This is a genomic window from Bernardetia sp. ABR2-2B (assembly GCF_037126435.1).
GTDB lineage: Bacteria > Bacteroidota > Bacteroidia > Cytophagales > Bernardetiaceae > Bernardetia.
This window is the reverse complement of the sequence record NZ_CP147020.1, coordinates 628585-649442: the sequence shown is the minus strand read 5'-3', so window position 1 is coordinate 649442 and position 20858 is coordinate 628585. Positions and strand designations below refer to the sequence as shown.

Here is a 20858-nt window from a genome sequence, read left to right as displayed (position 1 = left end):
CTAAAAAGTTGTATATAATTCTCTAGGGTTATTGTCCTGAATAATTTTCAATATTTTTCATTTTATCATCTACATCTTTAAATTCAGAATAGACGATATATGCCTTTTGCTTGTCAGGCATTTTTTCCATTGCTTTTCTAGCTAAACGCTGTTCTATTAGCATTTGCGTAAGTAATTCGTCCGATACACCTGCATTTGTTGTGTTGTTGTTTATCGTTGTATTACTAGTTCTTATAGCACTTTGCATCGCTGCAAAATTTGGAACAACGGCTGCTCCGTTGGTTTGGCTACTTTGCAAAAGTGCATTTATAAGAGGGCTATTATTTTTCGTAGTGTTTCTAGAAAGAAGAACATAAGATTCTCCTCCCTCCATTTCGCCAACTTTTTGTCCTGCTTTATTTACCATGCTAATTCCTCCGTTTGCGTGAGAATCTCCTTTTATGTCTATCATTCCCCCACGAGAAAATTTTGGAGATTCTGGAGTATTTGCAGTAGAAAGAACTTGTTTTGCTTTAGCTATATTAGCAATAACAACAGCTATTCCTGATGCTACTTTTATAGCGTAATCTATTGGAGTTAGTGAAGTAGCTGCACTTTTGGAAGTAATAGAAGAAATTGCACTTGCTGTATCGATAGCAATTTGAGCTATCGTAATCATTTTCTGAAACTCCAAATAACCTGCGCTTTGTTCGCCCATTAGGTTATTAGTAGCTGTGAAAATATCTAACAAAGAATTAGTAAAGTCAAAACTAGCTTGACGCTGCTTTTCATTTTCTTCGATTGTTTTTGCAGTCTGAGCTTCGGTTTGTTGATTGTAAATTGCATCTATGGCATCAGCTTTAGCCTGTTCAAGCTGCGTAATATCTAAACCGTGTTGTTCTGCTAAACGAATAAGCTCGTTGTACTTGTTTTCTACTGCCAAGATTTCACTATCAAACTCATCTAATTGAGATTCATCGATAGTTTTTCTAGCCTCTTCTTTTGCTTTTGCTTCCTGCTCTCTGTATTTTGCCTCAATGACTGCTCTTTCTTGAGCAAACATTTCAGTAAGCTCACTTTCTTTTGCTTCTTTTTCAGCCTTAGAAATATTGAATTTATCTAGCTCGGTAAGCATAGCATTATACTTGTCTGCTGCTGCCGAAATTTCTCTTTCCTGTTCAGAAAGCGTACTCTCAAAGTTTTCTTTTTTGTACTGCTGTACTTTTTTATTAAATTCTTCCCATTCTTTGATTAAATTATCAGCTTCGGAATTAGCTTTCTTAGCTGCTTTTTTGTTATTAGAACTGAAATTTCTTTGATTATTTTTAGTGATGAGTTGGTTTACTTTTGCTTCTATGGCTTTACGCTGCTCTTCTGTAGATTGTGCATAAAATTCTAATTCGTTAATAATTGGATCTTTGTCAGATTTGGACACTTTTTTAAGTCCTTGGACTTTTGCTATCAAGGATTCTTGTTTTTTGGTAAAATCTTCTAGTTTCTTTTCGGCTTCTTTGGTATCTACTTTTGGTTTTATTTCTATTTTATCAGCTCCTTTTGCATAGCCTTCTGCGAATTTTTCGCCTACTTTTACGGCATTTCCATAAGTCAAATCTTTCAGAACCTCCCAAGTTTTAGATAGAGCAGATTCAAACATCTTCAAATCTCCTGTTGCAATTGCAGTTAATAAATCTGCAATGGCTTCAAATCCATCTCCAACAGTTTTAAAGAAATTTGCAAACACTTGTTTTACGGCTGCAATAGAGCCTGTGACAATTCTACGAAATGTTTCAGATTCGTTATAAAATGCAATAAAATCTTTCTTTGCTTGTTTAATTCTTTGTGCAACATAATTGAACTGAAAAGCTAAGACTTCGACAACGGCTGCCAAAATTTTGATAGTTGTTTTCCATAAATCGCTCTCTCCATCAAAAACATTAAACACTTTTATTACGTCCCAAACTGCTCCAAAAATAGTTTTTAAACTATCCCAAAGCCTTGAGAATACTTTAATTAGTGGCTGTAAAGATTTAGGAGCTTTCTCCGTCTTAGAAAAAAGTTTAGTGAATAATTGGAGTGCAACCTGCATAATCGGCTGAAATTTAGAGCCAATACCTGCAACGAATGCATTCCACGCTTTGCCAGCTTTTTCAAGAGTTGCAGCAAAGTTTTCATTTTTTAGGTTAAATTCTGCTTGTAAAGAAGTAGCTAAATCAAATTCTTTTGCTGCAAGAGCTTGTTTTTCTACTACTAAATCGGTGTTTTCTGCGAGCTGTTGCATTACAGCAATAGCATCATCTGTTCCAACTTTCATATTAGTTAGAGCTGTAATAATTTGATCATTATTCAAACCTTGCATACTTTGACCTAATCGTAAAAACATTTCATTTGGATCATTATTCAAAAGATTTTTAAATTCCTCTTGAGTGATACCAATTTGAGCAGAAAACGCCCCTATATTTTTACCTGCTTCTAAAATAACACCTCTAACACCTCCAGCAGCTTGTTCGGCAGTTAATCCAAATTCGCCAGTTAGTGCAGCTCCTAAACCTAAAGTTTCTTGTATAGAAGGGGCTAATTTTCCTAAAACTCCTAAACGGTTAGCAAAATCTGAAACTTGGGGCGCACGAGCTTTACCTGCTGCACCAAGTGCATTCAAGGAACTACCTATGCGATTCATCGCTTCATCAGCTTTCAAGTTCTTTGTTTCTTTGAATAAAGTTTGAAGCGTTCCGATTTTACGAGTTATTTCCTCAGCTCCTCCAGAGAACTCATCGCCCAAGGCAACATTCATTTTGTCCACTTGCTCCGTAAATCCTTTTATTTCTTGTTTAGGGATGCCGAGCTGTCCTGCAACTTTGGCAATTTCCCTCAAACTCCCAGTTGAGGACCTGGTATCTATTTTGGAGAGTTCTGAATTTAGGCTTTTTACTTCTTCGGCTGTCATTCCTGTGCTTTTCTGAATATCAGAAAGCTCATCGCTTATTTTTGCTGCTCCTGTTGCAATTCCAATAACAAACGAAGTTATCCATTGAAATGCCTGTAAAATTATTTCTCCTCCAATTACTCCAGCAGCCATTGCACCGAATGAAGCAAATGAGCCTGTGAATTTTTTCCAGCCAGATGAGGTTTGATTTAGGGCTGTATTTTGGGTTGTGATTTGAGTATTTATTTCTTGAAAACGTTGTTTCAAGCTATCATACTTCTTTCCTCCAGAAACCGTATTATCAAGCTGTAATTTAAGGCGTTTAGCTTCTTTACGAAGTTGGCGCATTGTCATTTCCTGCGCTTTCATAGAAGAAGTTGTTTCTTCTATCTTTTTTTGATTATCGTTTGCTTCTTCTAACTTCCTGTTGTAACTATCATAAGAAGACTGTAGTTTTTTTAGTTCTGTGTTCTGTTTTTCGTAGTTTTTTGAAGCATTTTTATTTTTCTTTAAAACATCATTTGCAGCCGTAAGCTGTGCTTTGTAGTTAGCAATAGAGTTAGATAGTCTATCTACTTTTTCTTTAGCTCTTCCATATTCTAATGTTCCTTCTTTTGTTCCTGCAAGTGTGTTATTTGCAGACTTCAAAAGTGTTTCATATCTAGCTATAAAACCATTTAGACGTGTTACTTCTTTTTGAGCAGACTTAAAGTTCTCTTTTCCAACTTTGTATTTATTTAGTTTTTTGAGTGTGCTTTCATACTGACGTGCAGAACCAGCTAAAGATTTTATTTCATTCTTTAGTTCTCTTTGTGCAATTTCCATTTTAACAAGCTCATTTATAGCTTGTTTTCCATCTATAATTGCACTAACCTGTACTTTTTCCTGCTTTGAAGACATTTTATTTTTCTAGTTCTTTTACAGTATTTACAGTTTGTTCTATTAGTTTATAACTTATTCCACTTGCTAGACTATTCAACCTTGAGTACCAAACTTTCGACCACCAAATTTTACCTTTTCTTCCTTTCTTTTTTCTTCTTTTTATGCCTAATGCTTCTTCCATTTCTTGCCTTTGTCGCTTTTTAGATTTGAAGCCTACGCCCATATCGACATATCTTCCGTAAGTTTTGAAAATAGTGTCGATAATAATTTCATCTCCTTTTCTTCTTACAGATTCAGACAATGTTCTTTCTAAATCGCCTGAATCTTTTACATCAAGTCGTTGAATTTCTTGACGTAAAAATTGATTTGTTTTTGCTGAATACTGCTCTGCAAACTTGAATGTCTCTATTATAAATCCCATAAGTTCAAATACTAAGGAGAAGGTAAACACGGAGGAGCAACCCCTACATTATTGAAAGGCTGCGTGTCTCTACGTCCATTCATTTTCTCCACAATTACTAAAAAGGGTTGTCCATTTGTTGTAAATGTATAAGAAGAGTCATCTGATGCCTGTACAGTTCTGTCGTCTATAATTGTAGAATCTGAATCATATCTTATTAATATTCTCGTTGCTAAGTCTAAAGAATAATTTAATCTATATGTACCAACTCTATCAAAACGCCCATAATTGTAAAGTTTTCTTCTTTCCATTGTATATGTTCTGTTGTGAGAAAAACCTTCTCCACCTTCAAAACAATCACTCGGTTCTGGAATAATAACTTCCTCTCTTTCTTCAAAATCAAGAAAAGGAGCTAAATAACGAGAAGCGCAACGCACTTCAAAAATCATTTCATTAGCATTTTCTACTTTCTGACCTGATGTAGATGATGCAGAAATTAAAGCCCAATCTTCCTCAGTGCCGATTACTCGCCAAGTGTTGTTTTGATTTTTGACCAAAACTGTAAGAGGCTCATCTTGCAACTGTGTGAAATAATTGAGCAAGTCAGGTCTATTTTTGGCGACTGCAAATGAAAATCCTTGCTCAGTAAAATAACCATGCTGTGATTTATTGCCTTTTTGGTCGTGTAAAGCAGATAAATAAGTGTGATAAGCAAACTCAAAAACATTTAGTAATTCATCATTTGCAGAAATTTTTATTATTCCTGAACCTCGGTATCTTTCGATAATGAGTTGTGTTTTTTCAAAATCACATCTTTTCAAGATTCTTATTTCACATATTCCTCCAAAGTTCCATTCTGCTTCTGGATAGCGTGTTATCATTCTTTCCAGTCCTCCACGCTGTATTTCAAATATTTAGATACATTGGACTTGATAGAAAAAGTAAAAAGCATTCCAAAGCAGTTGTCGAACTTAGGACCTACTTTCATCGTTTCTACTGTGTTCAAATCAAAGGCTGCAATAAGTTCAGGGCATTCAGAATTTCTAGCACCTTTCAATTTGTCTTTTAAAATCTTAGCTATAATTTTATAACCTACAATTTCGGCTTCTCTATATACTTCATCTTGCGCTCTAAAATCATTTTGCTCAATATGCTTTATAATCATAAATCCTCCTTCTGAAGTATGATAAACTGGCGACTCATAATCATAATGGCTTAACTGCCCTTCATAAGTTGTAAGGAGCATACAGAACTCATTGAAATCAATATCTGTAATCATTCCATTCAGAGCTTCGTGTATGTCAAGCGTAGTAAAACGGCTATTTTCTTCTGTATGCTCTATATGAACAGAATATTTAGCAATTTCTTCAAAGTATGTTATGTAATCGCCTATTGTCATTTCTTAGAATTTCGTTTTTGTTCAGCTTCACGCTCTTTGTTGTGTAGAATTTCAATATTTAGGTAATTCAAAGCTGTATGAACAGGCTGCTCACCTACTTTTTTCATATCTGTAAGACCAGTTGACAGACTTTTTATAACTCCAATCCAAGCAAAATTTGTATAGTTTGAATTTTGCTCTCTATCTTCTTTTGGAAAAACGTGTTTGTACTTCTTTGTCAGATTCACTTTGTTACCTGAAAACCACAATAGCACTATGTTAGCGTATAATGGACTTAGCTTTGATAATAGCTTTTTTGAGTTTTTGAGTTTTGAAGGATAAAGAACATTCAGAAAATTGAGTAAGTGTTCTTTTTCCTGCTTTTGCATATACCTTGTGTAGAAAGTATCTGCTTGTACAAATTCCCAAAAGGTTAGCTTTCCAAAATTTTCTTTTCCTTTGAATTTCCTAAAACGAATCCAAAAAGAAGGTAAAAACTGTTTTGTAATATGCCTTTCTGAATCACTTACCCAGAGTGAAAATTTATTGATTAGGTATAAATCTTCTTTATCAATTCTACGAAGCAAATACATAAATCTGAATTGATGCCATTTCAGATTAAGCAAGACAAAGAATATTTGCCATTTGCTTAGATTTTGGGACAAGATTTTTTTTAACTGCAAAAAAGTAAGCTCATCCCAAGTTGATGGGATAGGCTTACTTTTCAAAATTTTGTTATTCGCCTTTAACTCTAAGGTATTCATACGGATCTTTTAGTGTAGCATCAATGCCATAATGGTCTTTAGCATAAATATTTTCTTCTGGAATACCGATTTCACGCAAAAACTTTAGAGCAGAATAAGAAGGACAAAGTTTTCTTGAAACTTGATTGTGTCCTAACCATTTTATGTGAGGGTATTTTTCTGTATATTCTTTGACTAACCTTTCTGTAGTTTCTACTTGCGCTCTTGAAATTACACCTGCCTTATAACCTCCAGCATACGAAATATGAAGTGTGTTACCATTTTTGATACCGTCAAAAGGAGTAGTTCCAACACCGTAGGTAACTAATTCATCATCTACTAGAAAAACGGCTGTACCATCTAATTCAACGAAAACGTGGTAACCTCCATTCGGAGAGCCTTTTGTCCAACGCCCTCCGTTTTTCTTCTTTTTAGTCAGATATTCATAAACCCACTGAGCAGTTGCTTTCGGATTTCCTCCTCCTGTGTGAAGAACTCCAAACTCAATTCGTTCAGCAGGTTTTGAAAGGTCTATGAGACATGATTTAGAGCTGTCAGGTGCAAGGATTCCGTCATCGACTTGACCAGTTCGGGGCTTTTTTTTTCGTCCTCTTCAGTCAAAACAATATCTAAATTTCCTTTGGTGTTGAGATTGAGAAGCATAAGTTTGTAGGCTTGTCCTGCCATAATAGTATCATCTGCATCATCTTGAGATATTTCTCCACGCTGAACACGTTTACGCAAAATATGCGCTTGTTCATCTACTGCAAATACAGAGAGTTCAGAAGATTTTTCTTCTACGAGTTGTTCCATTTGCTCCTCGTCATTCGGATTTTTATCTAAAAAGATAAATAAGGTAGCAAAAAGAAATTCCATAATAAAAGTTACAAACTTTTTAAATTTTGTAGGGACTTTACGGAAAATGATTTTTGAAATATGGCTAGAAGCAATTTGAGCTAGGAAATTCATACGAATAAATTTGAGTAAAAAGTAAGTAATTGGACTAATTAACGAACTCAAATTTATTTGAAACGAGGGAGTAAAAGAATGTTGTACGAGGCTTTTTTACCCTGTTTATTTCTCTTTTATGTAGCCTAACCATTGCTTACAAAAGTTTTCTAATGTTTCGATGTGCTTTTTTGGAAACGCACGAATACCGTACAAGTATTTTTGTAATGTCTTATCAGGAAGTTTTGCACCTTCTTCAATGCCTTGTATATTTAAAAAAGGTCGACGTTCTTCTATAAACTTTAAAATCTCTGGTTTTTCGCTTTGTGCATTCATAAAACAAATATACAAAAAACGCCTAATATATTAGGCTAATTGAATAAAAATTTGTAGTTTTGATTTCAATTATTTTGAAAACAGAAGCACAACAATTTATCAACTTTTCGAACGGTAGAATAAATGTTGTGCTTACATAAACCGAATTTATGCAAGACAAAAGTAAGAAAAACGAATCTGCAAAAAAAGTGCAGACTAAAGACAATGCTCATAATTTAGAAATGAAAGAAGCATTGAATATTCAAATCAATGAAACTATGAATTTTACACCTGCCGAACAACTTGTATTAGTAGAATTTATTAATGCAATGAGTGAAACAAGAGAGCCAAAGGAATTATCATCTTGCGTAGAGCAAATGGTAAGGTACTTGGAAGGAAAACCTCCTAACTTTCAGTTTGACATTCAAAAAAAACTTGAAAGAATTTATATATTAATTGAAAATGAATCGGTAGATGCAGATAGGATAGAAACGCTGATAGAAGAAACAGGTTTGAGTAGTGATAATCCTGAAATACTTAGAGTTAGAACAATGCTTGAGTTTTTAGAAGATTAGACCAAATAAAAAAGCCTTTCAAATTAGATTTTGAAAGGCTTTTTTGTTTGTAAGTAAGTTTATTTATTTCCGTTATGCAGCAAATTCGGTTGTTGCTGATGTTGAAATTGCCGTAAGAACAGCAATCAAATCATCTAATTTATTTTTTGGATAATCTTCTATTCTAAAATCCAGTCCATCATTGTCTTTGACCGTGATAGTTTCATTACTTTTATTAACTGTAGCTTCTGCAAAGATGTCATCTTGATGCGCTTTGACAGTAACTTTTACTTCTGTGATAGTTGCCATAAAATTAAAATTTAGGGTACATAATAAGAATTATTTTTATCATTTTGGATTACTTTAGGTTGTCCAAAATTTTTAGAGTTTTCGTAAAGGGGATAATCTCTATAATTATCATCTAAGAAAGTTTTTAGTTCTCCTAGAGCTGCGTTTCCTTCTTCGTACAGTCTGAAAGAAAAAGCACTTAGAACTTCTCCAGTTGCCTGTTCTCTTGAAGATAAAGAATTAGTAGTTTTTTTAGGAATTGTCGTTCCATCTGTAGTATTTTTTAGCTGTTGTAAGTCGGTATATTTTACATAGCCTAGATACAAAATCGCTTCTTTGATGGGCTGTAAAAGCTTTTTGTTGCGCTCATTTACATTACTTCCTTTGTATTGTTTGAGCAGCTCTTCATACAAAGAAGGAGTCAAAGTAGCTTTGATTTGCTTTTCTTGCACCTTCATCAAATCAGATTTCATTTCTATAAAATGACGAGCTTCAATATTTAATGATGATGCAATTTTGTTGCACTCCTTTGAGTTTTTGATAAAACATTCATTTGTTTCTGTGAAATAATCAGACTTTCTCCATTTGAGAAGTTCTGTTTTATCAGCGTTTTCTGTGAGAAACTCTAAAAGTTCTTCCAGTGCATAGTTTGCATCTTCTAAATAAGTGTCTTTTAATGCTTTTATTTGATGTTCAAAAGCTGTTTTTTGATTTGCTGTGCTGATAATATGAATTCCAGAATCCGTTTCTATAACTTGCCTTTTTGCTGTTGAAATAGCAAAAGCATATAATACTATAGTTTCTTGTAGATAAGGTAATAGTTCTTCTTCAAACTCATTCAAATCTCCGTCATCATACTTTTTAGAAAAATCTTTATAAAAATCTCTAGGAATATACCTAAATAAATACTTTGTAGTTGCCGTTTTTAAAGAAGGACGAATATTTTTAATAGATTTTGTAAGTGCTACATTTTCTACGTATTCCTTTACTTCTACAGTTTCTTTTATAAGTAATTTCATAGTTTAGTTAGGTTGTGGGTTAGTTTCTCTGTCTTTTGGCGCAACTTGATTGAGTGTTTGCATAGTTGTTTTTTTGAAACGGAATTTAATGCGCTTTCCTAACCTTTTGTTCCAACCGTTGTATTTTGCTACAAATTCTAGGGGCTGCAAAAGGATATTTTCGTGCAGCGTATTTAGCAACCAGTATAAGTTCATGTGTTCTCGCACATCTGAACCACTACCTCCTCCGTGTCCTGAATCGTTCGGACTATTTCCTATCAAAGCCGATGGCACTCCAAGAGCATAGAGCATATTACTATTTGCTTCTTGAGAATCTTCCAGATAGATACCATCTTTTATTTTGTCGTCTAAAGGTTCGAATCTCCATCCTGGATACTCTGTTCCTCCTCCTTTTTCATTAAATGCAAAAAGAGAGAAAAATACTTTACCTGCATTTTCTTCTCCAGACATAAATGTTTGAAACTCATCAAATACTTTCTTTTGTAGTTCTTTTTTCTTATCTAAATCATATTTTGCCCAATCAGGATATTTCCAAGACCAAAAATAGGAAGGAACATGAACTACATATTTTACTGTGATTTGATTTTTAAGCAATGTCTTTTTGAAAAGAGGTATTGCTTCAGCTAAGTCTAGCCAATTTGAGCGAATGATAGAATGCCATTCAGGTTCTTGATAGCCTATTGTAGCTGTTGAAGGATAGGATAAGGGATAAATAAAATTATGTCCTTTTTTAGCTTTCAATGTTTCTACGTTATCAAAATAAGAATCTAAAACAGGAATTTTGATTGCTTTTTCTTTAGAATCATTATCCCAGTTTGAACGAATATAACAATCTTTGAAACGTCCATCTTTTTCTTGTTTAGACCATCTACAAAAAGAGGCTTCTTGAGCAACCAAAAGGCTTATTTTTTCTCTATTTACAGATAGAACAAGCTCTGGAAATACATTGTAGAAGGTGTAAAAATCTTTTAATGCTTTAGCTAAATACTCATTTATCTTGGTATTATATAGAAATTCCTCAATTTCTTCATCCAAAATAAGTTTAAAAACTTTCTCATTGTTTTCGATTTGATAATATCCATATTCCAAACCAAGCGCATACAAAGCTCTCACTTTCCAGTCTAATGTAGAAGGAATTACAGGACTTTTTCTAATTCTTGCAATCAATTGAGCAGGAAAGTTATTATCATCTCCCCAATAAAATACATCTGAACTTTGACTTTCTGCGTCTAAATCTTTTGGATTTGCAGGAAGAGGTTTTTTTTGACTTACGCTTGAAGTTGATACATGAGTGAGCAAACCTAATTTTGGCAAAACATACGCTTCTCCATTTGGTGTAGTTCCTGCGTGGATGACTTCTGTATTCTTATTTGTGTTTTGCTCTACCATATAATTTTTTGGCTATTGAAATGAGTGATAAGACGAATATGTACGGTTCTGATTTCGCCACTATTAAGGAGTAAAATATTTCTAGTAGAGTTTTCCCAGTGATTCGCTTTTATGGTTTTGTCTTTTAAGGCAAGTCTTCTATATTTTTTTTGAAGTTCTGTTAGTCTTGCAAGTTTTGAGATTACACAATTTTCAAAATAGAGTAATTGTCCTCCCGTTTTATTTTTCCTGTCTGCTGTGTACAATCTTAGAGAAAAAGGAATGAGGTTATTATCCTCATCTCTAGCATTCATTTGCTTTAGAGCTTCTCGTAAAAATATGGTTTGGGTTGAAATCATTACCTAAAAAAAATAATTATCGTCATTATTCCAGAAGCTATACTAAGTGCTAGTGCGAAAAATGAAACAAGCGTAAGCATTCCACGTCCTTGATTTACAATTCTTTCAAAACCTTCAAATTTAGTTTTGTTTACTTCTTCTGATTTTTCTAGTTTTTTTTCCAAATCACTTATAGTATGATTTAATCCTCCTTGTTTGTCAGGTTTTGTTCCCCAAAGCGTATGTGAGATTACAGTAAGGTCCTCCTTCATTCTTGGAATATCTTTGTTGTTTTCATCATACTTTTTATCGAATGCTTCAAACTTTTCAGAGAGTTTTCCTAAATTTTCCTTCACTTCTGAGAATACCTTTAAAAGTTGATTACTAAGATTTTCTTTATTTTCCATAAATTATAAATTTGTTTCAAAATCATTAATAATCATAATCATTCCGTTTCTTTCGTTTGGTAATTTTACAGGCTGTAAAGTGTACCAAATTTTTATACCTTGAAAATCATCTACAATCTGCGAAATGACTTTCCCCTTTTTCAAGCATTCTTGATGTTCCACAACAAATTGCGGATAGTCTTTTTTTATAGTAGGAAATAGGTCGTAATGATTATCACCTTGTTTTGGTTTATCAGAATGTTCTAATAGAGTTTCCCATTTTTTAGAAAAAACAAGATAGTTCATGTTTTCATCGACCATACACATTGGAATGGGCAAATGATAACTTATTATCTCTAAATAAGCTAGTTGAATAAATAAATTGTTTAGTTCTAAATCATCATCTTTAGGCATTTCTTGAGCGTTTAGTTTTAAATACAAAAAAGCTAAGAAAATAGGAATGAAAGAATGTTGTACGAATATTTTTAGCCTTAATAAACTATTATTTTTCCTAAAACAAAATCGATAATGGTTGAATGAAAACTGCTCTAAGCCGAAAAATGGATAACGGAAAGCCTCAAGCTTTCTGTTATCCGTTTTTTCAAGCAGCCAAATTACAACCCCCTTTAAAAAGGCTACTTTCTTTTTGAAGGGGGTTGTAATTTGGGTATGCTCATAGCGCACTTACCGAAAAATAGTAAACTATAAAGCACAAAAATCTACCTCCAAAAAATGAATTTTGGAAGTAGAAAAGTTTTATAAAAAAAATAGATTTTAGATTAAATATACTTTATTTCCCATGTGCCTTTTATTTCTTGTTCTTCTCCTGTGTCAGAGTAATAAATAAATGAGCCTTTGAAAATATTATTTAGTTTTTGTTCTACTATTTGAGTTAGTGCAAAATCTTCTAAAATTTCGCTTAAAGATTGAGAAGGTTTTTTTATATCAAACTCAAAAGTTACTAAAATTTGTTTTTTCATAATTCTATTTTTTCGACTTGTAGGTTAGAAAATAAATAAGCGATATAATATTTTTTCTTTTCTTCGGTTTCTTCTGAAATTGCACCTTCTACAAAAACATTTTTATTTATTTCTACTTTTTTCTCTTCATCAACTTTTTTTCCTTTTGGTTTTGACCATAAAAGAAACGCTTTTGCGCCTTTTCTGACCTTAAAGCCTTCTTTTTGCCACCCTTTGAAAGTGTTAAATTCTTTTACTCTGTATTGATTTTGGTAGTATTTTTTAAGAATTGCGTTTGTATTTTCGCAATCTTCGTAAAACTCGGCTGTCAAATTATCATCCTCAATCGCTTCTAATAGACTTCTACTAAGATTTGAGAGGTAAATATATTTTTCTTTTCTGCTCGTGCCGTATTCGGCTGCATGTATATTTGCAAGTTCCGTAATTTCCTGTATATTTGTCATGTGATATTTAGTTTGCTTGAAAAATCAAATTGAATATATAACCCTTGAAAGATTGCCGTCTGACAAGGGTTTTTTTGTGGTATTATGAATTTGCTTTTATAGCAAAACTCACAATTTCATAATAATGCGAAATTTTAGGGTTTTTATAATATGCTAGTTTCTCATTAAAATCCTCCTCATTTTCAATAAGATGAAAAGCTCCCAAATTTTCTATTTTAATATTTTCTTTTGCTTTATCCTCGTGCATAACACATGGATAATTTAGGGGAGCTTCAAATACTAAAAAATCTTTTTCGTTTAGGCTTTCAATTTGTTTGTAAGTATCGACTATTATTTGCCAATATTTCAAATATTGCTCTGGGTAAAAGCTATTACCGTTATTTGTGTACATATTGTAATTTACTGAGCTTGTTCGCCTTGCATCTTGCTTTATTTTCTCTACTTCGCTAACTCCTTCACGCTCTGAAAGAGTAACATCTTCAAAACATATTTCTTCATTTTGTTGATATTGCAAATTATATGCGACTGTATTACTTATATAAGCATACCAATAACAGTACTCTATAAGAGTATTTACAAGCTCTAAAGATGTTTTATTTTTTGTATATACAAAAATATCTCTTTTCATTTCTTCGTCATGTTGCAAAAGTGCATTTTTGATGCGTGTGTTTTTTAATGCTCCTTCTAATGCTTCGAAGACTTCTTCTTTGGTGTATTTTATTACTGACATTGTGATATTTATTTTTGATTGAAAAAATTGATTTAAAAGCCTTGTAAATTGCCGTTTACAAGACTTTTGTAATTTAAAGTTGTGATAATCACAACCTTATATTTGATAATTCAAAAGCTCTTTTTCTAAATCTGTAATATTCCCCTTCATATATTCAATTAAAGAATCACAAACAAAACTCACAAGGTCAGGCGTTCCAAAAGTTATACTTTCAGAATTTAAAGGAATAAAAGAAATTTGCATTTGTTCATTTTGTGGGTTATTACGCATAGTAATAAAACTTTTGAAAAATTTATTTTTCTGAACTAGTTTTAAATTGATTGTATTCAATTCTTGCAAACGTTCTTGTTTTTCCGTTGCTGTCCTGTGCGTTGGTTTCATCGCTGCTTCTTTCTCTTTTTTAAGGAGTTCGATTTGTTTTGCAGCTTTTAACCTTATTTGCTCTTTTTCCTTCTCTAGTTGTGTTTTTGCCTGTTCTTCTACTGCCTTTAAATTTGCTTTCAAAGTTGCATTTTGTATTTCTAGCTTTTCAGCTTCTTGTTTTAGTTCTTCATTACTTTGCGCTTCATGCGTTAAGTCTTGAATAAGGTTAGCATTTTCTTTTTCCAACTTTTCAATCTGTTTTTTTATCTCGGCTGCTGTCGGTTGTTTTGCTCCGTTTTTAGGTGCATTTTTAGTAGTTTCTTTTTTTACGGTTGTTACATTTGAATTTGACATAATAAATAAATTTAATTTTGTGTAAAATAAATAAAAAGAGTATTAAAAGATGATGCTTCACTACCTTCTTTCAATACTTAAAGATACGAAAATATATTGAATATGCCTAATATATTAGGCAAATAAAATTAAGATTTTTGAATTATTTTTTTAATAGATAAGCATCTGAATATCAACACTTTATCAATATTTTTTTTAAAAAATTTTATTAAAAATCACTCTCTAAACTGCCGACACGCACTGGGAAGAATGGCAATTGCCAAAAGTCATTTTTTCCGATATATGAGGGCGTTTGACTGGCTTTTGCGCTGCTAGTTGTCGCTTGTTTTGACACGCTTTTTAATGCGTACATTGAACGTTTTTTCTATTCAAACACACAATCGTAATTAAAAATAAGTGCGTACAAATACGCTATAAAGGGCAAATAAAGGCAAAAACAACCTTAACTGCTTCCTATACAAAATGCCACTTGAATTTTTGTATTAAGCTGCGAGCTTCAAAAATTTAAGTGGCAATCTTTTAGAAATTGTGTATAATAATAGTCTAAGGAACTGGAACATCTCTCCACGCCTGTTCTTGGATAAGATGAGCAAACTGAGGATAGATAAGCATATCAAATGCTTCGGAGAAGTGGGTAGATTCTTCTGGTGGTATGAGTGTACTCTGTTCAGTCTTCTTGTCTTTCTTTGTCTCTCCTTTGAGTGTTAGGTAACTACCTGCATCCTCTATTGAGGTTGTTAAAGGTTTACAGTTGTCTTCATTGAAACGAAAGATAGGCAATCTACTATCTTCATTGTTGAAGGCAGTAATAAAGAAAGGATAACGTACTGTATGGTCGGGTGCGTGTCCTGCGTCATGCTCTTCTACTTCCCAACCTAGTTTTTGCAGTTCTTCTACTGTAGATTCGGCTGATGTCTTGTTACCTCTATCATCTCCTTTCTTTGCTGTATGATCATAATGGAAGTGTATTTTATTGCATTTAATTTTGTGATATTTATAGTAAGCATCAAACTTTTTACATAAGTGTTTTAGGAACTCTTTATTCTCTCCTAGGACAAACATAGCATTTATTATGTCATAGTACCTTCCGTGCGCTTGACCAACAACTAAAGAGTTAATTTTATTATTATTATCAAAGGCAATATCCAAAGGCGCATTCCACAAATCGCCATCGTGTCTACAATCCCTCTCTTTATTTCTAAGTTCTTCATATTCTAAGCTCTCAATAAAGCTGTAATTAGGTTTATTATAGCCTAATCGTTCAATATCAAACGTAGGATAAAAAGCAACCTCAACAGTCGGAGTATCTTTATTCAAAACAGAAAGCGTAAAATCCGTAGGAGTAAGGTTACGTTTCATATTTGAAATAGCATCAAAACCTAGTGCGTGAATATTATCCAAGGTAGATGCAAAACTAACAAGAGTAGTTCCTTTTCGGAGAGCGTGGAGCTGCTCTTCCATCATCTTAATTCTGTACGCTCTTGTCTTATTTGGTTTATGATATTGTTCTATTTTTTGCTGCTCAACGATTGCTGAAAGTTGTAAAATAGTTTCTATCACTTCAGCATCCATTTCATTTACAGAATTTAAAAGCCACTTTGCAGCAGCTCCCTTTGGACGGTCAGTAGTAAATAATTGAGAATAGTGATTTGATAGATGACCAAAGTATTGGGCATTTCCACGAAGAGTAAGTAAAACCTCTTCATCTAATCTTTCTTTATTAAGAAGTTTTGCTTCATCACCTGCGACAAAATCAACTGAAAGCGAGTTTGAAGAACCTACCCTATCTTGAGAAACAAGGTAAATTCCTGCACCATTCCAAAAATGAATATAATGGTCGGCTTTTATGGGTTTTGTGTATGCTTTATCCCATTTCCACGATTTAGGCGCAAACTTGCCTATGAAGTAGTGTATATTTTCATAAATACCTAATTTCTCTAATCCTGCAATGACTGGAGGAAGTGTCCTAATAAGAAGCTGCTCATAAGTCTTTCCAACAAAAATACCGTTAGACCTTGGCATTGCAATAACATTTCTCAATGACCAGGGCGCAATAACGCCTGTACTTTTTCCTGTTCCCCTTCCCCAAATAAGAATCATTATTTGAGCGAAAATCAAATGAGAAAGTAGTTGAGGTTTATTGAAATGTCGTTTTTGTGGTTCAATCATCTCTGTTTTGAGCTTCTATCTCTTCAAAATCTGTATATTCAGTTTGCTTTTTCTTCTTGAAATCAAGTATTCTTGAAACTTTCTTTTGTAATTCTACTTCAGTAGGCAAATTCATTCCTAATATCTCTGGATGGAATCCCATCATAATTGCAGGAACATTAATATCCTCTGGCAATAGTGCATCTGTTTCAGGAAAGAATTTTTCGATAGCAACTTGAAGCTGCTTGTTTGCAGCATTCATTTCTTTTAAGTCATTTTTTTCTTGAGCAAGCCTATAAACTTCAAAAATCTGCTCTAAAAGAATATCTACAAAAAAAGGTTTGCTATTATTCTTTACGTGTTCACCAAAAATAATTTGAGTGTTATTATAAAGTACATAAGCATCTGTTGTAGTTATTTTAAACTTCTTGACAAGCATAGGTACAACCTTACTACGACTTTTCCATTTATGAATAAGATCCTTTGCTTCTTCACATCGCTCATAAAGCCTCTTTTGATTATCAGTAAGACTATCTAACCAATTTGAGTTATTAGATTGTAAGGCTTTTATAATAATTTCTACATCAAGATTATCTAATGTTACTGGATTCATAGTTTCAGTTCCTTTAGTGATTGAGTCTCTATAATCTTCATAGCCATTTGTTGAGCAGGTGTACTGCCATTTTCAGCTAATTCAAATATCATTTTTCTTTGTTTGTACAGTCTTTGCAGCTTCCCCTTTTGTACTAGTCTATATATTTCGCCTTCACTTTCATAATCATTCTCAAATTCTTCTAAGTCTAATTCTAAGGAAATACAAATTTGTTCGTGCGTAAAATAGACGGCTGCAAAATCTTCTATATCTTTTTTTAATTCGGCTGTGAGATTAGTTATACTCATCAAATATCTTTTTATAAAAGTCAAAACTTGACTTATGTGTGGAAATATAGCCAGCCTCTAAGCGAGGGTTTTTTGTAAAATTTGCACTGCTATTAATCGTTACAAAAGTATTTTTGGCTTCTATAAGCGTAATTTTTGCGTGTACCTTGGTAAGATGTATATCAGCAAATGTTTTGAAAAATGGGATTGCCTTCGGACTTGTTGTTTCGATACGATAATCTAACAATGCCTTTATGCTCCCTATCAAGCCTTTCTCTTTAAGAAGGAATAACTTTCGGACGGGAACTTCTGTAATTGACCAAGTACAGATATAGAGATTTGCTTTACCTGTCTGCTCCAAAACAAATTCCACTAAATCTGCATTGCTCCAAGCTCCATTCGTCCAAAATTCTAAGAAAGAATCTTTCTCTAAGATTTTGATAGTTGCTCTCAAATCTTTACGAGTTTTGATTTCCTTTGCTTGAACTTTTGGCGTTTTGAATGATTGCCCTGCACAACTACTTGTAGTTTCTTCTTTTTTTAAAAGCTCGTTATTTGTTTCCTTCGGACTGAATAGCATTAATTTTTTCTTCTATGGCAATGACCAAATCATTATAATGTTCGTATTTCTCACGCCCTTTATGTTTTGAGCGATTTGAGCGATTATTATTCAGCATTCTATAAAGTTCAGCTAAATCATCAGGCAGATTTTCTATATCTGATTGAGTTTTTTTAGCTTCTATTTCTGACTTTTTAGGTTTTAAGATTCCGTTTGTTTCCCATGTGTCAGTTATTTGCTGATATTCATTGATAATATCAAATTCATCAAGAATATCAAGACAGGCTACTCTACGCTGTTCTTCATCCATAAAATCAAGATTGGTAAATTTGTAATTTGCAATCTTGTATTTATCCTTCCATTCAGTTTCCAATTCTTGAAGTTTCTTTGGACGAGCTTTAGCAACAAAAGTATTAAGGCGTTCAGGCGATTCATCTTGAATATCCTGCAACGCCTCAATTTCTTTTTTCAAGATGTCGTTATGAAAATCACTTTCAGACTTCTCACATTGTTTCAAGACAAAGCTATTTGGCTTTGTTTTTCTTAGAATTGCGAGTGCTTTTTGATAATTCCACAGTCGCAGAACTTCCTGTATCTGTTGTTGAATTTTCATTTTCTACTACTTCTTTTTTTTCTAAAAAAGGGAATCCTTCATTAACTAAATATTCAGCTTGCTTACAACAAATCTGGTCAATCTGAATTTTTTTATTTCTCCAAATAACTGCTCCTGCATATTGCAAACCAACAAGATTGAATTTACTAGCAACACATTCTCGTAACTGATGAGTATTTAGATTACGCTCTGAGCTTTCTCTTTCTAGCTTTTCACAACACATAAGAATAAATTTATTGGTTTACGAATAATTTAAGCTGCTGGAGTTGTAGTAATCACACCAGAATAAAATGCAGGTAATTTGCCAGAAGACTTGATACCTCCATTAAATCCTTTGAAAGATTCTTGATCTGTTCCAGAATCAATTTCTGCTGTATCAAAAGTTGCTGGATTACAATCTGAACCCATCATTCTATTCGAATTAGTACAACGTTCTTTGAAAACATAAACAACTTCTCTATTTTTCAAATAGTCAATTGTTCCTAACAATTTTGGGTGATTTGTTGGAATGCTCACATCTAGCATATTATTCCAACTCTTGCTTTGAATTTCTCCAACCAATGAGCTTTTTACACCATTTTTATCTACACGAAGTTTCATCTCTTTAAAACACTTTCCTGTCTTAAAAATTATATCTCCAGTTACCGTAACAATATCCTCGGGGTTAGTTACAACAGGATAAGTAGGCATAGTTTCTATATCAGAGCGCAAAGCATAGTATATAGTCGTTTCTATACCTTTTGCTTCTACATCACCCAATACTTCAGGTGTCATATTTTCTAAATCCATTTTATATAAAAATTAGAATGTTCTTAATTTGATAAAAAGGAAAAAACGAAATAGGGTATGAACCCTATTTTGTTTTTTCTATAAGTTTGAATGCGCCTGAGCCTCCTTTAATAAGTGTTTCACAGAGTTCAGCGTTTTCGGCTTTATCTGCAAGTTCTTTTGAAGTGTACGACTTGCTGTTTACAGTCATAGTAGGAATTACGATTTCATAATTCTTTTTGTCTTTTGACGTGTAAACAGGCTTTTTTACAGATTTTGCAACTTCGTGTTTTTCAAGAGCTTTATCTTGCTTATCAATATGAGTTTGCATTTCTTTGATTGTCGCATCTTTTTCAGCGAGTTGCTGATTAGCTTCTGCAAGTGCTTTTTCGGTTTCTTCTTTTGTCATGAGTTTGTCAAGGTTTGTTTAAGTTATATTTTGAATTGTTTAAGGTTGTCAGCTCAATAGCTTAAACAAAACCCTATAAAGTATCTTGATCGTTTGTCCAAATGAATTTTGGGGTGTCAAAACAAGCTCCTTCGTGCCAGTCTGAGAACATTCTAACTTTACGTATTTCTCTATCTATGTCAATGAGTTGCTTGTTTTTTGGCAAACGAATAGGTCTTGCTCTGTTCTTTGCAGGAGTCATATAGATTTTGTCAGAAGTTGCCATCGAAGGAGAATTTACAACTTTGATATTGGTATCTTCTACATCTAAGAGTTGTGAGTCAGGAACTTGAGCATAATTTTCATTATACAAACTACGTCTACCTCTTCGGTAAGATTTGAAGCGACTAGGACGCATAAAAAGCTCCATTGGCATTCCAAATTTTTCAGCTACTTGATCACAAAAATCTTCTACTTGACGAACAAAAATCTTATCATCATTATCAAGTGCACCTGTAACTATTACGTTTATACCAGAGTTAGCATCAGCTACATAGTCATTTATTTGCTTTCTAATTCCATCCATAATAGCAATAGCTGATGTTGCTGTACCTGGAGTTACTGCCCCATCAACACCCATGTAAATAGCTGTTTCAAAATCTTCCTTCATTTTTGGAATTAAATGGTCCTCCATAAACCATTTAATAAAAGGATATTTTTCTTTCTCATAACCACTACCTGCTAAAAACCCTAACCAACTTTGTACAAGCTCATCAGGAACAAATTCTAAATCGACTTTAAGCCAAGGTAATTCATATTGTTCTGGCTTGAATTCAATAGTACCTTTTGGAGTAAAGTCTGCCTGATACTTTTGAAGCACTTCCCCTAATTCAGATGTAGCTCTTCTGTAAACTGTGGACATTGTGGGCATAATGCGAAAAAACGAAGCTGTTTTTTCTGCCTGATAAATCTGTTGTATCAGATTTTTCATATTTGCTGTGTTTTGAACATAATATGCCCCAAACATTGCAACTACTTGAGTGATTGTAATTTGACTCATTTTATTTTATAAATAAGTAAGTGATTCGGTAAATTGGTAATTTTTTAAATGG

At 33.2% G+C, this 20858-nt stretch carries 27 protein-coding genes; 1 reads left to right on the top strand and 26 read right to left on the bottom strand.

Annotated elements, in window-relative coordinates:
• Nucleotides 1–28: 28 nt before the first annotated feature.
• The 7 genes from WAF17_RS02815 to WAF17_RS02785 all read right to left on the bottom strand — a co-directional run bounded on the left by WAF17_RS02815 (nt 29) and on the right by WAF17_RS02785 (nt 7589).
• Nucleotides 29–3802, bottom strand: coding sequence for a phage tail tape measure protein (locus WAF17_RS02815; protein WP_338765998.1), 3774 nt, complete (start codon nt 3800–3802; stop codon nt 29–31).
• Nucleotide 3803: 1 nt separating this feature from the next.
• On the bottom strand, nt 3804–4205 hold the full coding sequence (locus WAF17_RS02810) for a hypothetical protein (protein ID WP_338765995.1): 402 nt from the start codon (nt 4203–4205) through the stop codon (nt 3804–3806).
• A gap of 11 nt (nt 4206–4216) precedes the next feature.
• Nucleotides 4217–5065 (bottom strand): hypothetical protein, encoded by an 849-nt coding sequence (locus tag WAF17_RS02805; protein ID WP_338765992.1) that lies wholly within the window; start codon nt 5063–5065, stop codon nt 4217–4219.
• Entirely contained in the window at nt 5062–5583 is a 522-nt protein-coding gene (locus tag WAF17_RS02800; RefSeq protein ID WP_338765989.1) for a hypothetical protein, read from the bottom strand. The genes WAF17_RS02805 and WAF17_RS02800 overlap by 4 nt, the downstream gene beginning before the upstream one ends.
• Nucleotides 5580–6326: a hypothetical protein gene (locus tag WAF17_RS02795; RefSeq protein ID WP_338765986.1), complete on the bottom strand. Its 747-nt coding sequence runs from the start codon at nt 6324–6326 to the stop codon at nt 5580–5582. Before WAF17_RS02795 ends, WAF17_RS02800 begins: the two co-directional genes overlap by 4 nt.
• 510 nt (nt 6327–6836) lie before the next feature.
• Nucleotides 6837–7274: a hypothetical protein gene (locus WAF17_RS02790; RefSeq protein WP_338765984.1), complete on the bottom strand. Its 438-nt coding sequence runs from the start codon at nt 7272–7274 to the stop codon at nt 6837–6839.
• Nucleotides 7275–7379: 105 nt separating this feature from the next.
• The gene (locus tag WAF17_RS02785) at nt 7380–7589 is read right to left on the bottom strand and encodes a hypothetical protein (RefSeq protein ID WP_338765982.1); all 210 of its coding nucleotides are present in this window, start codon (nt 7587–7589) and stop codon (nt 7380–7382) included.
• A 149-nt stretch (nt 7590–7738) separates the two neighbouring features.
• Between WAF17_RS02785 and WAF17_RS02780 the strand changes: the two genes are divergently transcribed.
• Nucleotides 7739–8143 carry a hypothetical protein gene (locus WAF17_RS02780; protein WP_338765979.1) on the top strand — a complete coding sequence of 135 codons (405 nt, stop codon included), beginning with the start codon at nt 7739–7741 and terminating at the stop codon, nt 8141–8143.
• A 72-nt stretch (nt 8144–8215) separates the two neighbouring features.
• On the opposite strand, the gene WAF17_RS02775 is transcribed toward WAF17_RS02780, so the two are convergent.
• From WAF17_RS02775 to WAF17_RS02685, 19 genes are all read right to left on the bottom strand, one after another.
• On the bottom strand, nt 8216–8431 hold the full coding sequence (locus tag WAF17_RS02775) for a hypothetical protein (protein WP_338765976.1): 216 nt from the start codon (nt 8429–8431) through the stop codon (nt 8216–8218).
• An 11-nt stretch (nt 8432–8442) separates the two neighbouring features.
• Nucleotides 8443–9429, bottom strand: coding sequence for a DUF6712 family protein (locus WAF17_RS02770; RefSeq protein ID WP_338765973.1), 987 nt, complete (start codon nt 9427–9429; stop codon nt 8443–8445).
• A gap of 3 nt (nt 9430–9432) precedes the next feature.
• On the bottom strand, nt 9433–10818 hold the full coding sequence (locus WAF17_RS02765; RefSeq protein ID WP_338765970.1) for a hypothetical protein: 1386 nt from the start codon (nt 10816–10818) through the stop codon (nt 9433–9435).
• A complete protein-coding gene (locus WAF17_RS02760; protein ID WP_338765968.1) occupies nt 10812–11156 on the bottom strand; it encodes a hypothetical protein in 345 nt (114 codons plus the stop codon). The genes WAF17_RS02765 and WAF17_RS02760 overlap by 7 nt, the downstream gene beginning before the upstream one ends.
• Nucleotides 11156–11542, bottom strand: a complete 387-nt coding sequence (locus WAF17_RS02755) for a hypothetical protein (protein WP_338765965.1) — start codon at nt 11540–11542, stop codon at nt 11156–11158. The genes WAF17_RS02760 and WAF17_RS02755 overlap by 1 nt, the downstream gene beginning before the upstream one ends.
• Nucleotides 11543–11545: 3 nt before the next feature.
• Nucleotides 11546–11935 carry a hypothetical protein gene (locus WAF17_RS02750; protein ID WP_338765962.1) on the bottom strand — a complete coding sequence of 130 codons (390 nt, stop codon included), beginning with the start codon at nt 11933–11935 and terminating at the stop codon, nt 11546–11548.
• Between the two features lie 365 nt (nt 11936–12300).
• Nucleotides 12301–12501, bottom strand: a complete 201-nt coding sequence (locus tag WAF17_RS02745) for a hypothetical protein (RefSeq protein ID WP_338765959.1) — start codon at nt 12499–12501, stop codon at nt 12301–12303.
• The gene (locus WAF17_RS02740; protein WP_338765956.1) at nt 12498–12944 is read right to left on the bottom strand and encodes an ArdC-like ssDNA-binding domain-containing protein; all 447 of its coding nucleotides are present in this window, start codon (nt 12942–12944) and stop codon (nt 12498–12500) included. The genes WAF17_RS02745 and WAF17_RS02740 overlap by 4 nt, the downstream gene beginning before the upstream one ends.
• Nucleotides 12945–13026: 82 nt before the next feature.
• Nucleotides 13027–13674 carry a hypothetical protein gene (locus tag WAF17_RS02735; RefSeq protein ID WP_338765954.1) on the bottom strand — a complete coding sequence of 216 codons (648 nt, stop codon included), beginning with the start codon at nt 13672–13674 and terminating at the stop codon, nt 13027–13029.
• Between the two features lie 96 nt (nt 13675–13770).
• On the bottom strand, nt 13771–14391 hold the full coding sequence (locus tag WAF17_RS02730; RefSeq protein WP_338765952.1) for a hypothetical protein: 621 nt from the start codon (nt 14389–14391) through the stop codon (nt 13771–13773).
• A 543-nt stretch (nt 14392–14934) separates the two neighbouring features.
• On the bottom strand, nt 14935–16560 hold the full coding sequence (locus WAF17_RS02725; protein ID WP_338765949.1) for a hypothetical protein: 1626 nt from the start codon (nt 16558–16560) through the stop codon (nt 14935–14937).
• Nucleotides 16553–17152, bottom strand: a complete 600-nt coding sequence (locus WAF17_RS02720; protein WP_338765946.1) for a hypothetical protein — start codon at nt 17150–17152, stop codon at nt 16553–16555. Before WAF17_RS02720 ends, WAF17_RS02725 begins: the two co-directional genes overlap by 8 nt.
• On the bottom strand, nt 17149–17439 hold the full coding sequence (locus tag WAF17_RS02715; RefSeq protein WP_338765943.1) for a hypothetical protein: 291 nt from the start codon (nt 17437–17439) through the stop codon (nt 17149–17151). Before WAF17_RS02715 ends, WAF17_RS02720 begins: the two co-directional genes overlap by 4 nt.
• Nucleotides 17426–17998 carry a hypothetical protein gene (locus WAF17_RS02710; protein WP_338765940.1) on the bottom strand — a complete coding sequence of 191 codons (573 nt, stop codon included), beginning with the start codon at nt 17996–17998 and terminating at the stop codon, nt 17426–17428. The genes WAF17_RS02715 and WAF17_RS02710 overlap by 14 nt, the downstream gene beginning before the upstream one ends.
• Entirely contained in the window at nt 17970–18590 is a 621-nt protein-coding gene (locus WAF17_RS02705) for a hypothetical protein (protein ID WP_338765938.1), read from the bottom strand. Before WAF17_RS02705 ends, WAF17_RS02710 begins: the two co-directional genes overlap by 29 nt.
• The gene (locus WAF17_RS02700) at nt 18502–18813 is read right to left on the bottom strand and encodes a hypothetical protein (RefSeq protein ID WP_338765936.1); all 312 of its coding nucleotides are present in this window, start codon (nt 18811–18813) and stop codon (nt 18502–18504) included. Before WAF17_RS02700 ends, WAF17_RS02705 begins: the two co-directional genes overlap by 89 nt.
• A gap of 29 nt (nt 18814–18842) precedes the next feature.
• Nucleotides 18843–19379, bottom strand: a complete 537-nt coding sequence (locus WAF17_RS02695; protein ID WP_338765934.1) for a hypothetical protein — start codon at nt 19377–19379, stop codon at nt 18843–18845.
• A gap of 64 nt (nt 19380–19443) precedes the next feature.
• A complete protein-coding gene (locus WAF17_RS02690; protein WP_338765932.1) occupies nt 19444–19767 on the bottom strand; it encodes a hypothetical protein in 324 nt (107 codons plus the stop codon).
• Nucleotides 19768–19840: 73 nt separating this feature from the next.
• Complete coding sequence (locus tag WAF17_RS02685) at nt 19841–20806, bottom strand: hypothetical protein (protein ID WP_338765930.1); 966 nt, start codon at nt 20804–20806, stop codon at nt 19841–19843.
• Nucleotides 20807–20858 lie beyond the last annotated feature (52 nt).

Bases quoted from the DNA above. Each gene is read 5' to 3' on its own strand.
- WAF17_RS02815 (WP_338765998.1), bottom strand. From the start codon at position 3,802: ATGTCTTCAAAGCAGGAAAAAGTACAGGTTAGTGCAATTATAGATGGA.
- WAF17_RS02810 (WP_338765995.1), bottom strand. From the start codon at position 4,205: ATGGGATTTATAATAGAGACATTCAAGTTTGCAGAGCAGTATTCAGCA.
- WAF17_RS02805 (WP_338765992.1), bottom strand. From the start codon at position 5,065: ATGATAACACGCTATCCAGAAGCAGAATGGAACTTTGGAGGAATATGT.
- WAF17_RS02800 (WP_338765989.1), bottom strand. From the start codon at position 5,583: ATGACAATAGGCGATTACATAACATACTTTGAAGAAATTGCTAAATAT.
- WAF17_RS02795 (WP_338765986.1), bottom strand. From the start codon at position 6,326: ATGAATACCTTAGAGTTAAAGGCGAATAACAAAATTTTGAAAAGTAAG.
- WAF17_RS02790 (WP_338765984.1), bottom strand. From the start codon at position 7,274: ATGAATTTCCTAGCTCAAATTGCTTCTAGCCATATTTCAAAAATCATT.
- WAF17_RS02785 (WP_338765982.1), bottom strand. From the start codon at position 7,589: ATGAATGCACAAAGCGAAAAACCAGAGATTTTAAAGTTTATAGAAGAA.
- WAF17_RS02780 (WP_338765979.1), top strand. From the start codon at position 7,739: ATGCAAGACAAAAGTAAGAAAAACGAATCTGCAAAAAAAGTGCAGACT.
- WAF17_RS02775 (WP_338765976.1), bottom strand. From the start codon at position 8,431: ATGGCAACTATCACAGAAGTAAAAGTTACTGTCAAAGCGCATCAAGAT.
- WAF17_RS02770 (WP_338765973.1), bottom strand. From the start codon at position 9,429: ATGAAATTACTTATAAAAGAAACTGTAGAAGTAAAGGAATACGTAGAA.
- WAF17_RS02765 (WP_338765970.1), bottom strand. From the start codon at position 10,818: ATGGTAGAGCAAAACACAAATAAGAATACAGAAGTCATCCACGCAGGA.
- WAF17_RS02760 (WP_338765968.1), bottom strand. From the start codon at position 11,156: ATGATTTCAACCCAAACCATATTTTTACGAGAAGCTCTAAAGCAAATG.
- WAF17_RS02755 (WP_338765965.1), bottom strand. From the start codon at position 11,542: ATGGAAAATAAAGAAAATCTTAGTAATCAACTTTTAAAGGTATTCTCA.
- WAF17_RS02750 (WP_338765962.1), bottom strand. From the start codon at position 11,935: ATGCCTAAAGATGATGATTTAGAACTAAACAATTTATTTATTCAACTA.
- WAF17_RS02745 (WP_338765959.1), bottom strand. From the start codon at position 12,501: ATGAAAAAACAAATTTTAGTAACTTTTGAGTTTGATATAAAAAAACCT.
- WAF17_RS02740 (WP_338765956.1), bottom strand. From the start codon at position 12,944: ATGACAAATATACAGGAAATTACGGAACTTGCAAATATACATGCAGCC.
- WAF17_RS02735 (WP_338765954.1), bottom strand. From the start codon at position 13,674: ATGTCAGTAATAAAATACACCAAAGAAGAAGTCTTCGAAGCATTAGAA.
- WAF17_RS02730 (WP_338765952.1), bottom strand. From the start codon at position 14,391: ATGTCAAATTCAAATGTAACAACCGTAAAAAAAGAAACTACTAAAAAT.
- WAF17_RS02725 (WP_338765949.1), bottom strand. From the start codon at position 16,560: ATGATTGAACCACAAAAACGACATTTCAATAAACCTCAACTACTTTCT.
- WAF17_RS02720 (WP_338765946.1), bottom strand. From the start codon at position 17,152: ATGAATCCAGTAACATTAGATAATCTTGATGTAGAAATTATTATAAAA.
- WAF17_RS02715 (WP_338765943.1), bottom strand. From the start codon at position 17,439: ATGAGTATAACTAATCTCACAGCCGAATTAAAAAAAGATATAGAAGAT.
- WAF17_RS02710 (WP_338765940.1), bottom strand. From the start codon at position 17,998: ATGCTATTCAGTCCGAAGGAAACAAATAACGAGCTTTTAAAAAAAGAA.
- WAF17_RS02705 (WP_338765938.1), bottom strand. From the start codon at position 18,590: ATGAAAATTCAACAACAGATACAGGAAGTTCTGCGACTGTGGAATTAT.
- WAF17_RS02700 (WP_338765936.1), bottom strand. From the start codon at position 18,813: ATGTGTTGTGAAAAGCTAGAAAGAGAAAGCTCAGAGCGTAATCTAAAT.
- WAF17_RS02695 (WP_338765934.1), bottom strand. From the start codon at position 19,379: ATGGATTTAGAAAATATGACACCTGAAGTATTGGGTGATGTAGAAGCA.
- WAF17_RS02690 (WP_338765932.1), bottom strand. From the start codon at position 19,767: ATGACAAAAGAAGAAACCGAAAAAGCACTTGCAGAAGCTAATCAGCAA.
- WAF17_RS02685 (WP_338765930.1), bottom strand. From the start codon at position 20,806: ATGAGTCAAATTACAATCACTCAAGTAGTTGCAATGTTTGGGGCATAT.